This is a genomic window from Rhodospirillaceae bacterium, from assembly GCA_028819475.1.
Classification (GTDB): domain Bacteria; phylum Pseudomonadota; class Alphaproteobacteria; order Bin65; family Bin65; genus Bin65.
Window position 1 is genome coordinate 1 of the sequence record JAPPLJ010000023.1, and the last position, 14,842, is coordinate 14,842.

14 protein-coding genes are annotated in these 14,842 nt (G+C 63.3%); 7 read left to right on the forward strand and 7 right to left on the reverse strand.

Features of this window, described 5'->3' with window-relative positions; genetic code table 11:
- Both OXM58_05675 and OXM58_05680 read left to right on the forward strand, forming a co-directional pair.
- A partial coding sequence (locus tag OXM58_05675) for a hypothetical protein (protein ID MDE0147840.1) occupies positions 1-280 on the forward strand: 280 nt, incomplete at its 5' end.
- A gap of 87 nt (positions 281-367) precedes the next feature.
- Complete coding sequence (locus OXM58_05680) at positions 368-2,731, forward strand: N-6 DNA methylase (GenBank protein ID MDE0147841.1); 2,364 nt, start codon at positions 368-370, stop codon at positions 2,729-2,731.
- 177 nt (positions 2,732-2,908) lie between these two features.
- Here OXM58_05680 and OXM58_05685 read toward each other — a convergent pair whose 3' ends face one another.
- Positions 2,909-3,787, reverse strand: coding sequence for an IS1595 family transposase (locus tag OXM58_05685; GenBank protein MDE0147842.1), 879 nt, complete (start codon positions 3,785-3,787; stop codon positions 2,909-2,911).
- Positions 3,788-4,071: 284 nt separating this feature from the next.
- Here OXM58_05685 and OXM58_05690 point away from each other — a divergent pair, with 284 nt between their 5' ends.
- The 3 genes from OXM58_05690 to OXM58_05700 all read left to right on the forward strand — a co-directional run bounded on the left by OXM58_05690 (position 4,072) and on the right by OXM58_05700 (position 7,460).
- Positions 4,072-5,091, forward strand: a complete 1,020-nt coding sequence (locus tag OXM58_05690; GenBank protein MDE0147843.1) for a hypothetical protein — start codon at positions 4,072-4,074, stop codon at positions 5,089-5,091.
- A 601-nt stretch (positions 5,092-5,692) separates the two neighbouring features.
- Positions 5,693-6,538 carry an IS1595 family transposase gene (locus OXM58_05695; GenBank protein ID MDE0147844.1) on the forward strand — a complete coding sequence of 282 codons (846 nt, stop codon included), beginning with the start codon at positions 5,693-5,695 and terminating at the stop codon, positions 6,536-6,538.
- 25 nt (positions 6,539-6,563) lie between these two features.
- Positions 6,564-7,460 carry a hypothetical protein gene (locus OXM58_05700; GenBank protein ID MDE0147845.1) on the forward strand — a complete coding sequence of 299 codons (897 nt, stop codon included), beginning with the start codon at positions 6,564-6,566 and terminating at the stop codon, positions 7,458-7,460.
- Positions 7,461-7,781: 321 nt separating this feature from the next.
- Here OXM58_05700 and OXM58_05705 read toward each other — a convergent pair whose 3' ends face one another.
- Positions 7,782-7,949 (reverse strand): hypothetical protein, encoded by a 168-nt coding sequence (locus OXM58_05705; GenBank protein MDE0147846.1) that lies wholly within the window; start codon positions 7,947-7,949, stop codon positions 7,782-7,784.
- Between the two features lie 688 nt (positions 7,950-8,637).
- Between OXM58_05705 and OXM58_05710 the strand changes: the two genes are divergently transcribed.
- A complete protein-coding gene (locus tag OXM58_05710; GenBank protein ID MDE0147847.1) occupies positions 8,638-9,216 on the forward strand; it encodes a transferrin-binding protein-like solute binding protein in 579 nt (192 codons plus the stop codon).
- Positions 9,217-9,710: 494 nt separating this feature from the next.
- On the opposite strand, the gene OXM58_05715 is transcribed toward OXM58_05710, so the two are convergent.
- The 5 genes from OXM58_05715 to OXM58_05735 form a co-directional block, all read right to left on the reverse strand.
- On the reverse strand, positions 9,711-11,144 hold the full coding sequence (locus tag OXM58_05715) for a hypothetical protein (protein ID MDE0147848.1): 1,434 nt from the start codon (positions 11,142-11,144) through the stop codon (positions 9,711-9,713).
- 26 nt (positions 11,145-11,170) lie between these two features.
- A complete protein-coding gene (locus OXM58_05720; protein MDE0147849.1) occupies positions 11,171-11,653 on the reverse strand; it encodes a hypothetical protein in 483 nt (160 codons plus the stop codon).
- A gap of 21 nt (positions 11,654-11,674) precedes the next feature.
- Positions 11,675-11,947, reverse strand: coding sequence for a hypothetical protein (locus tag OXM58_05725; GenBank protein MDE0147850.1), 273 nt, complete (start codon positions 11,945-11,947; stop codon positions 11,675-11,677).
- A 306-nt stretch (positions 11,948-12,253) separates the two neighbouring features.
- On the reverse strand, positions 12,254-13,402 hold the full coding sequence (locus OXM58_05730) for a serine hydrolase (protein ID MDE0147851.1): 1,149 nt from the start codon (positions 13,400-13,402) through the stop codon (positions 12,254-12,256).
- A gap of 145 nt (positions 13,403-13,547) precedes the next feature.
- Positions 13,548-14,018 carry an OsmC family protein gene (locus tag OXM58_05735; GenBank protein ID MDE0147852.1) on the reverse strand — a complete coding sequence of 157 codons (471 nt, stop codon included), beginning with the start codon at positions 14,016-14,018 and terminating at the stop codon, positions 13,548-13,550.
- 305 nt (positions 14,019-14,323) lie between these two features.
- Here OXM58_05735 and OXM58_05740 point away from each other — a divergent pair, with 305 nt between their 5' ends.
- Positions 14,324-14,824, forward strand: coding sequence for a TRAP transporter small permease (locus OXM58_05740; protein MDE0147853.1), 501 nt, complete (start codon positions 14,324-14,326; stop codon positions 14,822-14,824).
- Positions 14,825-14,842 lie beyond the last annotated feature (18 nt).

Here is a 14,842-nt window from a genome sequence, read left to right on the forward strand (position 1 = left end):
GTCGGCAGGTTTGGCCATCATGGCCGACTTCATCTGGTTCTTGAGTAACGTGACCGCAGGAATTGCCCGGCGGTTTCGGGCCGCTCCGGGATTCCAAGGCCCGGAAAACCGGCAATTCCGCCCGCCGCACCTGCCGGGCGGCCCGCCGCACAGGCCGGCTGGCAAACAATTGGCAAACGTCCCGGCGCCGCCGGCGCGCGGATTCTGCCGCCGGATCGCCGGAACGCCCGCCGCGCCGGCAGCGAACGATTGGCAAAAAAACTTATGGAATTGCCTATAATCGTAAAAAATTATTTATATATTTACGCGATTATCCCGTAGCGACAAGTATCTTGTCAAGTCAGCCTGACTCCGCTCTAATGGCGGAATGGCGGATGACAGCGAATTTCGGGCATACCCCTATATCCTGAAGGTTCTGGGGGACCTTGGCTGGGATACCAAGTCGCCGCGCCGCGGCGGGCAAGTCTACACCCAGGGCGAGTTCCGCCGCCACGATAGCCTGCTGACCGACGCGCTGGGCCGGAAGGCCCCGGAGAACGTCGTCGTCATTCCGTGGGACGGCGGGCCGCGCTACTGGATCATCGAAGCGAAGCCGACGCACCGGGGCCTGAACAAGGCCCTAGGCGAGGCGCAGGGCTATGCCGACAGAGTGAACATCGTTGACGACCGCAGTACGGCGCGCTTCGCCACCGGGATCGCCGGGACGCCCGATCAATCCTTCTACGTCAGAACGACCTATTGGGACGGCAGCGCGTGGCAGGAAGTGGCAATCAACAACTTCATGGCGACCGGCTTCCTGACGCTTGAACAATGCCTCAACATTCTCAGCCAGAACAGCCCGCGCATTCTCGATTACGACGTCAATCTCGATCTGTTCCTCGCCAAGGCGAACGACATCAACAAGACGTTGCACGCCAATGCGGTTGCCGCCCGAGACCGGGCGAAACTGGTCGCCGGGCTGCTTCTGGCGCTGGCCGAAGACAGCACGCTAAGGATCAACCGGAGTCCGCGAACGCTGGTCGGAGACGTGAACTCGCGCATCGAGTCGCTGCTGGACAGGCACCGCAAGGTGGATTTCCTGCCAGAGGTCCAACTGAAACTCCCGGCGAACAACGAGAATCACCGCAAGTATTGGTCGGCCATTGTCGAGACGATGCAGCACCTCCGGGAAATGAACATTCGGTCGGCGATCAACAGCGGGACCGATGCGCTGGGCCAGTTCTACGAGACGTTCCTGAAATACGCGAACGACGCGAGCGAAATGGGGATCGTCCTGACGCCGCGGCACATCACCCGGTTCGCGGTGTCCGTGCTGCACATCCAGCATGAGCACGCCATCTACGATCCGACGTGCGGGACCGGCGGGTTCCTGGTAGCCGCGCTCGATACGATCCGGGCGAGCCACCACGGCACGCATCCCGATGTGTACGACCGATTCCGCAACGACTTTCTGCACGGGATAGAGCAAGCCGACGATGTTTTCGGCCTGGCACTGGTCAACATGATCTTCCGGGGCGATGGCAAGAGCCGCATTCACAACGGGAATTGCTTCGACAGCACATTCATTCGCCACAACGGCCGCATCGTCAGACTCCGCAAGGACGATCCGAGGCCGGAAGATGCCGTTCGGCCCTTTGCCCGCGTGCTGATGAATCCGCCCTTCGCGATGCCCGAACCCGAGCATGAGTTCGTCAATCATGCCTTGGAACAAACCCAAGCCGGGGGGCTGCTGTTCGCCATTCTCCCGAACGGCCCTATCACCGGGCAGACCGAAGGGTATCCGCAATGGCGCAAGGAGCTGGTGAAGCGGCACACCGTCAAGGCGGCGATCAAGATGCAGCGCAGCCTGTTTCACCCTTCGGCCGACAAAGTGACCTACGCGCTTATTCTCGAAGCGTGGCGCCCGCACAGGGCCGACGATGCTGTCTTTTTCGCGCATCTGTTCGACAACCTGAGCGCCAGCAGGCTGTCCAAGTGGGTCAACGTCTCGGAACGGCGGGACAACGTGGACAGGCTGACAGCCGAATTGCGGATTTTCATGGCCGGGTCCACGGAGAATGTGTCTGAGATTCCGACCGAAAGCGGCGTCGGGACGCTGGATCTGGAAACCTGCGACTTCGCGCCAGAAGCCTATCTGACCAACCCGCCCGACGCCGGGCCGACGCCACCGGAAGGGCTGTTCGTGGCGCTGACGCGGCGCGCGTTCCGATCCACTCGCGGCCCGATGCCAGTCCCGGAGCGGGTACAGGCATACGGACTCGATGACCTGTTCAACATCAAGCGCGGTGAGGTTGCAGCCGTCAAATACCTGCCGCGCGGAGACGTGCCGATCATTACGACGACCGAACAGGACAACGGCATCGAAGGGTATTACGCACTCGGAAGCACAGGTGTCATTCACCGCGACGCCATCACCATCACCGTCAACGGCTCCGGCGGAAAGGCTTTCTGGCACCCCTATTCGTTTGCCGCGGTCGGCGATGTGCTGGTTTGCCAATGGCGACCGGGCCTGCCGACCGACTCGGCGTTCAAATTGTACGTCTGCGACGCGATCAACCGCAACGCATGGCGCTTCTCTTGGAGCAGGAAGGGCACGTTGGGGCGGCTACTCACCGATGTCCAGGTGGTCTTGCCTATGAAGGGCGATCGGATAGATTTCAGTTACATACGCCGGGCAATGAAGCGCGCGCAGGGATACGACGCTTTGGTCGCGTTGTTGGATGAGGAATGACGATGGCGAGCAAGCCGCAGGCGGTCGCGCCGGACCCCAAACCGGCGAGCGAGGAACCGAGGGCAACCCCCAACAAGGTCGCCCGCGCCCTGCGCCAGACGGCGAGCAAATCGCAACAGGAAAACCGAGTAGATACGGGCTTGACCCGGCCCGACGGGAACCGGGACGCCTTCGCCGCTATGTTGCGGCAGGCCGTGCCCGACGAATCAGTTCCATCAGAAGCGGAAACATCAGATCGGGACGCTTCCTGACGTTGTGCCGAAAATCGAACTCCGCGAGATACTTGGGCAGATGCTTCGCCGACACATGGATGTGCGTTCCCCGGATCGAACGCTTTAGCTGCGCCCAATAGCCTTCGATGCTGTTTGTGTGCGAGCCGCCGCGCACCCATTCCTGCGCTCCGTGATGCACCGTCCGGTGTGTGTAGCCTCGCAGGTGCAGCCCGCGGTAGGCGAACCATTCATCGGTGTGGACGACCGAGCCCTGCCGGACGTTCCTGACAATCTCCGGCTCGATGGTCCGCCGCTTGGCGTCGGGAACCACCTTGCTCTTGACCGGACCCTGCCGCTGTTTCAGCCCGACGACGACCGACTTGCCTTCGGCGCCGCGGCCGCGTTTGCCGGGCCGCTTGCCGCCAACGTAGGTTTCGTCCGCCTCGACCTCGCCGAACAGGCCGGACACGTCCATGCCCGCCATCAGCTTGCGCAGTTCATGGCCTATCCGCCATGCCGTCTTGTAGGTCACGCCCAACTGGCGCTCCAGTTCCTTCGCGGCGACGCCATGCCGAGTCGTTGTGAACAGGTACATGGCAAAGAACCAGTCCCGGAGTGGCGTGCGGCTTTTCTCGAACGGCGTGCCGACGCAGGGGTAGACGTGCGCACCGCAGAACTGGCAGGCATAGGCCCGGCGCTTGGCGATCCGGTGATACTTGGTGTGCCGCTTGCACTCCCGGCAGAACGGGTTGTCGCCGTAGCGCAGTTCCATGATCTTCGCCAGGCAGGCGTCGTTGTCGGGATAATCGGCGTCGAACTGGCGGAAGGTGTAGGTCTGTGGCATGGTGTTTTCTCCCTTGCCACAGATATGGGGATTCGTTATTTACTTGTCAAGAAGGGATAATCGCGAAGAAGAAATGCATCTGATCCGGCGCGCGCCCTTCGATACGCCCCGGCCCAGGGGCCGGGGCTACTCAGGGTGAAGTGAAGGGGAGAGAACTCACTCCAAACCCCTCATCCCGAGCAGGCGCGCCAGCGCCGTATCGAGGGGCCGTATCGAGGGGCCGTATCGAGGGGCCGTATCGAGCAGGCCCGTTTTCACCTGGCACACAAATAGGCGAGACCATTATGAAATTCCTGACGCTTATCGCGCTTCTTTTGCTTTCGGCGACGGCCGGCTGTTCCGGCGGCCGTCCCGAGCCGCCGCCGATCCCGACCCCGACGCTTACGCCCGTCCCCCAACCGTTTCGCACGCAGACGACCTTCGTCGACAAAGTCATCGGCGTCGACGTGCGCTACCATGACGGCCGGACCCGCACACTCGATTCCGTCCGAAACCTGGAGCGGTCGTGGGGGCTTTACCTCCCCCGACCCGCACAACCCAATCATTCCAGCCGCGAATGGTTGCTCACGGAAAACCACTACGACGGCAAAATTCTGCTCTACGCGGTCGTCTCGTGGAACGACGACGACCCTGCCGACTACCTCGCGGCCGGATGGTGGCTTGTCTACCCACCGGGCGTACCCTACTGGGACTTCGAATCCGCCACGCGCGGCGTCTATCTCGACGGCCCGGAACTCGACCCCGCCAGACCTCCCGACCTCCCCCTGGCCGGCACGGCCACCTACGTCGGTGGCGCCGGCGGCCTGTATACCTACAATTACGGCCGCGCCTGGGGCGAGTTGGCCGGATCTTCCCAGATCACCGAATTCCAGGGGCGTCTCTCGTTGACCGCCGACTTCGAGCGCAACCGCCTCACTGGTTGCCTGGGGTGTGCCGCGCCGATAGGGACCGCACCCGGCCGCCACCTCTATCCGATCGTGTCCTGGCGGGACCCCGATGTCACCGCGTCGCCGGCTGACTACGACATCCGCTTTGCCGCCTCCTTCGGCGCCACCGGCGCATTCGAGGATACCGCGATCACCGTTACGCATCCCAAACGCACGGTCACGCGCGCCGCCGGGACGTGGCGCGGCCGGTTCTCGAACGTACCGGATGTCAACGGCCGCCCCCGCCGTGTGGTCGGCTCGACCGATGTTCACTTCGCCGAAGACGACGGCTCGCGCGGACGCTTTACGGGCATCTTCGATGCGCTTACGCCCGCAACGGTCAAGCCCGATGACGGCAACGGGGGCAACGCGGACTGAGTAAGGCAGCGAGGTGAAACGGGGCACCGCTCTCGAAATCTTCAAGCGCGAGAATTGCTTTTGACGCCGGAATCGCGCGTCCGGCCTTTAGCCCCGTTCTTCAAAGGGTGGGGGCCGGACAAGGAGTCGTCCAGCCCCCGGTCTTCCGTTTCGGTGTTCAATCGAAGAAGGAAGATAGATAATGTGAATTGCTGTCCCGATGCAGTCAATAAATTTCCTTCAAAACACAGGCTGCGGTTCTAGTACGTCAGCTGGATCGCGCCGTCCTGGCCGTTGGTCGAGGGCACCCCGGAGGGGCTCGACGGCGCCCCGCCTGCGCCCGCAGTTGATAAAAGGGAACGCGATTATCCCGTAGCGACAAGTAAAATCGGATTGCCCTTATAGCAAGTACCGTAGTCCTCCCGTTCCGCTTCAATGCGGGTATGGCGGGCGACAGCGAGTTTCGGGCCTATCCGTACATCCTTGAGGTGTTCAAGGGTTTGGGGTGTGACACCCGCAATCCGGCGCGGCGGGGGGGGGGGGGGCAGTCTACACCCAAGGCGAGTTCCGCCGCCACGGCGGAGCGGTACTTCATCGAGAAGCGATGGTCGAAGGGCGTCCGGTGCCCGCATTCGGGCTGCGGATCGGACAACGTGCAGAGCGGCGCGAAGCACGCCACCATCCCTTCCGCTGCCGGAAGTGCCGCAAGCGGTTCTCGGTCAAGACCGGGACTGTCATGGAAGCCTCGAACATCGGCTACCAGAACTGGGCGGTCGCCATCTACCTGTTCATGACCAGCCTCAAGAGCGTGTCCAGCATGAAACTGGCGCGGGAGCTCGGCATCACGCAGAAAGCGGCCTGGTTTCTCGCGCACCGCCTGCGCGACGCCTACAGGGCGGATACCGGCCTGTTCGGCGGGCCGGTCGAGGTCGACGAGGCATACATGGGCGGCCGGGAGAGCAACAAGCACGCGGACAAGAAGCTGCAGGCCGGCCGCGGCACGGTCGGCAAGAGCATCGTCGCCGGAGTGCGCGATCGCGTGACCGGGAAGGTCAGCGCCGAAGTCGTGCCGTACAACGACAGGCGGACGCTACAGAGTTTCGTGGAGCAGCGCGCCGTGATCGGCGCGAAGGTCTATACCGACGAGGCCGCGGCCTATCGGGAGATGCCCTATCATCGCCACGGAGCCGTCCGCCACGCCAGCGGCGAGTATGTCCGGGGCGAGGCGCACACCCAGGGCATCGAAGCCTTCTGGGCGATGCTCAAGCGCGCCCACAAAAGCACCTTCCACAAGATCAGCCCGAAGCACCTGCAACGCTATGTGGACGAGTTCGCCGGGCGCCACAACGTGCGCGAACTGGACACCGCGGACCAGATGGGCGATATGGTGGCAGGGATGGTCGGCCGGCGGCTCAAATACGACGAACTGACCGCGGACAACGAGCTGGCGAACGGCGCCCGAGGCTAAAACGTCAACTGAACCAGGGGCGATCATGAACAAATCCCTTGCCACTGCCTCGATCGCAGCGGTCCTCATGTGCGCCGCTTGCAGTGGCAGCGGATCGCCCGGCACGCCCCAGGCCGGCGCCATAGACCGCTCCGGCGCCGCCCGTCTAACCGCTGGCACGGCGCCGGTCGAGACCCCGAACGATCAGGAATCCCGATCCCCGGGGATTATCGCGCGCACGGACTCGCTCGTCGTCTCGACGCTGCACGGCCAGACCAATCATCGCCTCCTACCGACCTTCGAGGCCGCTGCGTCCTGCTCGCGAGTGTCGTGCACCTGGACGGAGCCGACAAGCGGCTACAGCCCGGAGGCCAGCGTCGACGACTCCGTTGCCTCTAGCGTCGATGCGACGGCCGTGGTGACGAAGAACGGCGTCACGATGCTGGAAAGCCGAGACGCCGATTTCCGAAACTACGGCGCATGGCTGAACCACAGCGCATTCGGCGTCACCGCGCTCAATTTCTCCGCTACCATCGCCGGAACCGGGATCAAGGGCATTGCCCGGTTTGCGACCGCGGGCGGCGACCTCAGCAGATCGCGCCCCGGCATCGTCGTGACCTGGAGGGGGTTGATGACCGCGATGCCCGTCTCCGGCGGCGCCAGAGGCAATGTCCTGCAAGGCGACGCGCTGCTCACATACAAGACCGCGGGCAACTTGCTCGATGCCGAGTTCTCGAACATCGTGAACCTCGACCGCGGCCGCGCGCATGACGTGCCCGGCTTCCGGTTCCTCGGCGTGCCTGTCTCGGGCACCGGCACCTTCGCGGCTGGGAGCAAGGGCAACCGGATTCAGGGCGGGATATACGGCCCCGGCCACGCCGAGGCGGCAGGCATCGTTGAGCGAAGCGGGGTGATTGGCGCGTTCGGCGCGAAGCGGCAGTAGACGCAAAAGCGCCCCGCGGTTTGGCGACCGGGCGGGGCGGCGGTGCATCTGGGAAATGTAGCTTTATCCTCAACGTTTATACCCGAGGACAATACCCACGTCTACTGTTTTGTCACGTCGGAAGGCAGGTTCTCCAACCGATTCGGATCGCGATACAAAGCGACAAAGAGCCGGTAATACTACCGCAGTTCCATCCGTTCCTCCCTCGACATCGGATGCCGAGCTGCTGGATGCGAAGCTCGCTTTAGACTTTCCTCCATTTCTTTGGGAATTATGTGGAAAAGTGCCGAAATAGGCTGGATTTCTCGACAGCACCGGCGCTCAATTCGGCTTCGGCCGTTCGACGTACCGGATGCTAACGGGCTTCGTCAGCGCGTCGACCGCTTCCTCGAAGGTCGCGTCCACCAGCACATCTTCTTCCAGTTCAGCCTTGCTCGGCTGATAGGACGACTTCACGATCTCGACTTCGCGGGGCTGGGGCTTTGGCATGGTCTGTCCTCCATCGAGCGCAGTACCTTGCCGTGATGGACTCGCCGCGGCAACCGCAGTAGGGTTGTCCGGCGACCATACCACAGACCCGAATGTCGGGTCGTAGTCGGGGCCGCTCACAATGTGTGGATGGTCGCATGGCTCGGCACCAACCCCATATCCGGGTGCCATGCGAACCACGGGGGATCAACACATGACATCTTCGGATAGACGATTGGCCCGAACGGCGACCCTGGCCGTTGCAGCAACATTCGCCCTGCTGACCCTTGCTGCCTGTGGCGGTGGTGGAGGCGGATCCACCTCGATGATGCCCCCCGGCGACGGGTCCGCAAACCCCCAGCCCACACCTGTAGTGCCGGTTAGCATTCTGGGACGGAGCATCGACGTGATCCACCTAGAACGAACAGACCTACACTCAACGTTGCGAAATTTTCCCGGGGTACTTCCCGTTCAAGGCACCGACCTTAGGGTCGACGGGAATGGTCCCTTGAGACGAAACTTAACTTGTCCAGGAATACCGCCAAGAGGAAACGAATGTACTCTTACGCATTACACATTCGATGCAGCCGGAGGCGCAAGATACGCGGCCCGCGAGCATCCAACCGTCAACCTCGACCGTTCTATCGGCGACGTCATCCGTAACGAACTCAACAATCTCAGACCCGTGAACGCGCTTCACGGAATCCGGATGTACGAAACAGACGTAACGGGAATAGGAATCCAAGCCCCAACAGAATCCTACGGAGGCTATGGCGAGTGGATGTCCTTCCACGTAATCGGGCCAACACCGGCCGTGGCGGCGTCAGTCTTGACTAACGCAGGTCTCTTCACCATCGGCGCCGCCTCGTACGGAAACCTATATGTCGACCCCTCCGGCGACAGCAGACCGAAAGACTCCGCCATTTACGAAGGATCGATGGTAGGACGCGAACATGGGTGGCTAGGCGCCAAGGAGGTTCAAGGGAAATCCCAGGTCGCATACGATTTTTCTGCGGCCACAGTTGATGTTCTCCTAACTGAAATAGTCTACCGCGACACCCTGAGACCGACAGCGCACGATCAAAACGTGAGTTGGTTGAACATTCCCGTGAACAGGGACGCCTCTTTCTACATTCCTGGCCACGGCAACCACGCGGACAATCAAAATCCACATCCAAGCCGAGGCTACATAGACGGCGACTTTTACGGACCACAAGGGCAGGAGGTTTCCGGCGTATTTGAAACCAAATACATGGTGGGGGCCTTCGGAGCCAAACGGGGGAATTAGCCCAAGCCCGGTACGCATCGTGATATTCCGAATTGCGTTGGTGCCTGCTGCTTCCTCTAGCGCCGTCTGGAAGCCGCGCGGCGGTTTGGGGACTGTCTCCTCTACAAGTGGGTGGTTGCCCCACCGCTCAAGCGCCGCTCGGGCTAAATACCGGTTGCAACACGGCTTTCATCGCCCGACGGCTTGAGCGGTCAGGAAGCGCGATTAGGACGCCCCTCGGGGCGGAGCGGCAGTAGAGTGTGGCGGAGCCTGACCGGCGATTGACGCATCAGATATTGCGCCTAGATTCGCCTCAGCCTCAAAATGCATGAAGCCGCGCCGGCGGCCCGGTTGCCCCGGTGGGTCAACAGGCACCTCCCACGCGGCTCCGCTCCACGTATCGCGGGGCGCTACGCGGAGCCGCGCGAGGCCCTCCTGTTGACTACCGGGACAACCTCCGCAGGAGTCAATCTTCGACGCCGATCAGGGGTCAACTTTGAACGCCGATTGACATTCTACTGCCGCCGCGCCCCGAACGCTGCGGTCAGATCGGTGCGTTCGACCGAACCGGCGACGCCTTGGTGCGCCGTGCCGTAGAATTGGCCGGTCACCGTGCCCTCGTCGCCTCCGGTGCTGTGCAGGTAATTGCCGTTCACCGAAACCGTGTAGCCGAGCTGGCCGGTTTTCCACTCGACGCCCGGCGTCGCGCCGAAGGCCGTTCCGTCCCGAGCCTGCGTTTCCGACCATGTTTGCAGGTTCGTGAAGTCCGCCCGACCAGTAAGCGTGCCCATGTTCACCGTCACTCGCGCGTCGCCGCCGATGACGCGCGGGCTCAGATCCACCTGAGCGGCACCATACAACTTGCCGTCCCAGGCCGCAGTGCCGGCGAGCGCCCGGTTACTGGCGAGGGCTGTGCCCGGTTCAGGACCCTCGGCCCAGGGCACGGGGAAGCCGTTGGTGTAGTTGACGCCGAACCGAACCGTACCACCACGCGTCGGCACGGTGCCGATCAGGTTGTGCGAGACGGTTGACCACACGCCTAGACTTTCGGCAGACAGGTCTTCAGGCTCTGCACCGTTGTCGAGGCGGGTGTAGGCAGCCCGCAAGGCCGCGCCGTCGATGTCCGGCAGGTTGCTCTCGATCGTTTCGTTTGTGTGTGCCAGGACCGACTTCGGGAACCTGTCGGCATCGGGGTGCGCGTACAGACCTAGTGCGTGCAGAAGTTCGTGAACGACAACGCGGAATTTCCATTCTGGCGACGACAGATCGCGTGCCACCCATGCCCCAGACGCCCGCAAGCCCGTTCGTTCCCACCGCTGTTGAATCTGGTCGTAACGATGGTCGAAATCGAGAAGGGCAAGGCCGGCAGCCCCTTTGGCGTATCTGTCGCTGGGCGGAACTGGCTCCCCCACAAAGGACACAGCGATCTGTCCCTTGGGCAACCGGTCCACCGCATCATGCAGATGATCGATAATCTCTTGCTCAGTGACAGGAACTCCACCCGCCTGTGGCAGGTCGCTGCCAATCTTCACATGCCAGGCATATGGCAAATGCCGGTTGATCAGTCCAACTGCGTGGCGCAGCATCGCGCGCTCCCGTTCGGTGGCGCCGCTCAGGAGTCGCACGGTTGGCGGCGCGTCGAACCTCGCCAAAGTAGTGGGGTGCCCGCGCTCGGGGTCGGGATCGTCATGGGCGCTCTCCCACAGATAGCGCGCGACCCTGGCCGCGCTCGGATTGTCGGCTTTTTGGTGCAAAGCCACGGTGATGATTGGCCCAACGCCGGGCGTACGACCCGTGCTGCCACCTCCGCCACCGCCGCAGGCAGTGAGGGCAATCCCGGCAACGGCAAACAGCGCAATCGTTAGGCCGAATTGACTTGTTCTCATCGGTTTTCTCCGTCGATTCCCGGCACGGATTCGTGAAGGATGTCCGATGAAATAGGCGGTCATTCCCTCCCCTCCGTCCGGCTGCGCGGTCAGCAGCGAATTCCCGATAGACGCTTTCCCGACAGAAGCGCGCTATGATTATAATGTCGTATCACGCAATAGCGGAGCGACCCGCTCAGGAAAAAGCGTTCCACCCACATTTCGTGCCTCCTGCCACGGATCATTGTGCCTCCCGTCTCCGTGAGAGATCCGCTTCCGCCTTTCCAGCTCACGGTACCCTTGCCCACGGCGACACCGCCTGCGCACGCCCCCGACCGCTTCAGCTTCGCCGTTGGAAAGTAGGTGAAATTGTGCTTATAGCAGCCGGGCTTGTTGGCGAGTTCGAGCCAGCAGTCGGCGCGCTGCCTGCCGGCGCATTTCGGCGACAGGTGCGCCACTGAACCGGAGTCCTGCTGTACCGGATCCTGGGAGCCCGTCCCGCCCTCCGGCTCGTGGCGTTCCGGTTCGCCGTCTTCCTCGACGACCGTCGCCGTCACCGTGCAAGCGAAGCCGGTGAAATCCGCGATCCGCACCGGGCCGGAACCCTGGCACTTTTACGCCTCGCTGCGGAAATGATCGACGCAAACCCCGGCCTGCTGCCGGAAGATCGGCAGGCAGCCCGGATACTTCCGGTCCTCCGTGTTGCTTACGAAGCTCGTATTCTGGCGGCACAGGGCGATCTTGTTCCTGATCGCCTGCCGGCAGGCCTCGCGGACCTGCGAGAACTCGGTGTAGTAGACGCCGCCGATATCGCCGAATTTCGGCTTCAGTTCCTTGGCCAAGGCCGCCGGAGTGAACAGGGCGATAACCGGAACGACTGCAACCAATGGAGCGCAAATTCGAAGCATTCTCATCTTCCGCCTCAATCGGTTAGCAAATTCTCGACGCGGCAACCGTACCGGCGCCGGCGCATGCGATGCAACGGTGCCGTCGAACTGTAGCGGTCGCCGGCCACCCGCGGCGGAACGCACACTCCGCTTCCGCTTTGCCCGCCCCTCTCCTCGACCCTCTCCCCCGGCCGGGAGAGGGGACCTCGTGCGTCAAACGCGGAACCCCTCCCTTAGCGGAGGGGGGCTATCAGGCCTGGCTCAGGGGAGGATTTTTGCTATCGGCGAGGGACAGGCCGCTTCTCCTCACAGGCTGGCGTAGACCGCCTCTTCGTAGGCGGCGTAGGTCGCCATGAAGCGGTCTTCGACGAAGGGCAGCGACTGGGTCATGATGACCCCGGCGATGCCCTTGGCCGGATCGAGCCAGTAGTGGGTGTTGCACACGCCGGCCCAGCCGAGCGAGCCGGCGCTGCGCCGGTCGGGGATCGCCTCCTCGTTGCGCATGAAGGCGAAGCTGTGGGTCACCCGCGTGCCGGGGAACGGGTCGAAATCCGCCGTCACCGGCGGCGCGATCGTCACCATCTTCTCGAAGGCCAGCCCCTGCATGTGGTCCGCCGTCATCTCCGCGACCGCCTTCTTGGACAGGATGCGGTTGCCGTTCAGTTCGCCCCGGCGCAGCACCATGCGCAGGAAGCGCAGATAGTCCGGCGCGGTCGAATAGAGGTTGTGCCCCATGCCGTACATTTCCGGCTGCGACGGCGGCGCCAGCTCGAACGGGGCGAAGACGCCGTCCTCGCCGCGCGCCATCAGCTCGCACAGGTTGCCGGTCATGGCGTCGTCGAGCTCGAAGGCCGTGTTGGCCATGCCGAGCGGCTCGAAAATCTCCTCGCGGCAGAAGGCGTCGATGCGCCGGCCGTCCACCGCCTCGACGGCCTGGCCGAGCCAGTCGATGCCGACGCCGTAGCCCCAGCGCGTGCCCGGATCCGTCATCATCGGATAGAACAGCGACGCCTTGAGGCCGGACAGGATGGTCGGATGGCCGGTCGCCTCCATGTAGCGGGCGACATCGCCGTTCCAGAACTCGTATTCCAGGCCGCTGGTGTGGGTCGCCAGGTGGCGCAGGGTGGCCCGGGTCTTCGGCGCGCGCATGACCGGCGTGTCGCCGTCGAAGCGGTCGAGCACCTGGACGTTCGCAAATTCCGGCAGGATGTCGTCGACCGGCGTGTCGAAGCGCATTTTCCCGCGGTCGATCAGGATCGTCGCGGCGACCGCGCCGATCGCCTTGGTCATCGAGAAGATGCGGAACACCGTGTCCTCGCCGGCCGCCCGGCCCGGCGCGGCCTCGCCGACGGCGCCGCTGTAGCGCACCCCGTCGGCGTCGCCGACCATGCCCACGGCGAACGGCACATCGTCCTGCGCCACCGCCCGTTCCAGAACCCCGTCCATGCCCGACATGCCGTTTCCTCCGCTTTGCCCGTTCCGCCGCTGTGGCGGCACCCGGCTACCGTACGACGAAAGCGCCGCCGGGGCGAGAAGGAAGGGGCGAGGGGGAAGGGATGGCGGCAGCCACAGGGGCCGGGGCCGAGGAGGCAATCGGGCCTTACGCCGTCACGATCTCAGGCGCGTGCGCTACCGGGAAATTCACCGAGCGGGCGACGAAGCACATCGCGCCCGCCTTTTCGTGCAGACGCTCCGCCGCCGCCGGGTCGCTGTCGCCGGTAATCGCCACCCGCGGCCGGAGCGTGACGCCGGTAAACTCGCCGGCGCCGTCGGCCTGGGTCTGCATCCTGCCCTCGGCGCGGTCCTCGTAGGCCGTGACGACGACCCCGGCGCTGGCGCACAGATGCAGGTACCAGAGCATGTGGCAGGCCGAGAGCGCCGCCACCAGCAGGTCCTCCGGATTGTGCCGGTCGGCATCGCCCCGGTAGGCCGGATCGGCCGAGCCGCGGAGCACCGGCTTGCCCGGGCAGGCGATGTCGTGCTCCCGGCCGTAGCCCCGGTAGCTGCGCGTGCCTTCGCCCCGGTTGCCCGTCCAGGTGACAGTCGCTGTGTATTTGTGGTCCTTCGACATAGGTTCCCGCCCCCGCAATCAACCAAAATTCAAATTCTTCCGTGGATTCAATAAGTTAAAGGTGTAGGTGCTAATCACCTGCAACCAACCACAAATTCGCGTTGCCGTCCCCGGACGCCGGGCAGCCCGTCAAGCCGCTGTCTGGTCTTCACCATCCGAACACTTGTGGCCCGTTCGCCCGAAGGTGCCTGCGTTCGTCTCGAATAAACATGCAGCATTGATTGTTTGTTGAGGCGCGCATAAGATGCCGGCGCGCCGTCTCGGTGGCAGGCGGCGGACCGAGGCACTGAAAAACGGGACCAGACATGGCAGCACTGGACAAGCTGAGCGACCTCCTGATGCTCGTTGCAAAGCTGCTCGTTCTGGTCATGGCCCTGCACATCGTCGTCGATATCCTGATTCGCGCATTCACGTCGATCTCCTTCGAAGGGACGATCGAGATCGCGTCCAACTACTATATGGTCGCCGTCATCACGCTACCCATTGCGATCGTTCAAAGGAACAGGGGACACCTGATCGCCGAGGTCTTCACCCAAAGCCTGTCGGAACGCGCCAAGCAAGGCCTGGAGGCCGCGGGAAACATCCTCATGGTCGTGTTTCTGTCCTTCATCGTCTGGCAATCCGCCCTCGATGCCATCGAAGCGACCGCCTACCGGGAGTATGTCGAGCTGACATACGTCTTCCTGTACATCTGGCCGACCAAGTGGTTCGTGCCGCTGGGTTTCGGGCTGATGACGGTCTATGCCTTCCTACAGGCGATTTCGGCTCTTGCGGCGCTCGCTGCCGATACCGACAGGCCAGGCTGAAGCGTAGGGCGACGGTAC

What these genes read in the sequence shown, in the direction of transcription:
- OXM58_05680 (MDE0147841.1), top strand. Translation starts at nt 368, where the DNA reads ATGGCGGATGACAGCGAATTTCGGGCATACCCCTATATCCTGAAGGTT.
- OXM58_05685 (MDE0147842.1), bottom strand. Translation starts at nt 3,787, where the DNA reads ATGCCACAGACCTACACCTTCCGCCAGTTCGACGCCGATTATCCCGAC.
- OXM58_05690 (MDE0147843.1), top strand. Translation starts at nt 4,072, where the DNA reads ATGAAATTCCTGACGCTTATCGCGCTTCTTTTGCTTTCGGCGACGGCC.
- OXM58_05700 (MDE0147845.1), top strand. Translation starts at nt 6,564, where the DNA reads ATGAACAAATCCCTTGCCACTGCCTCGATCGCAGCGGTCCTCATGTGC.
- OXM58_05705 (MDE0147846.1), bottom strand. Translation starts at nt 7,949, where the DNA reads ATGCCAAAGCCCCAGCCCCGCGAAGTCGAGATCGTGAAGTCGTCCTAT.
- OXM58_05710 (MDE0147847.1), top strand. Translation starts at nt 8,638, where the DNA reads ATGTACGAAACAGACGTAACGGGAATAGGAATCCAAGCCCCAACAGAA.
- OXM58_05715 (MDE0147848.1), bottom strand. Translation starts at nt 11,144, where the DNA reads ATGACCGCCTATTTCATCGGACATCCTTCACGAATCCGTGCCGGGAAT.
- OXM58_05730 (MDE0147851.1), bottom strand. Translation starts at nt 13,402, where the DNA reads ATGTCGGGCATGGACGGGGTTCTGGAACGGGCGGTGGCGCAGGACGAT.
- OXM58_05735 (MDE0147852.1), bottom strand. Translation starts at nt 14,018, where the DNA reads ATGTCGAAGGACCACAAATACACAGCGACTGTCACCTGGACGGGCAAC.
- OXM58_05740 (MDE0147853.1), top strand. Translation starts at nt 14,324, where the DNA reads ATGGCAGCACTGGACAAGCTGAGCGACCTCCTGATGCTCGTTGCAAAG.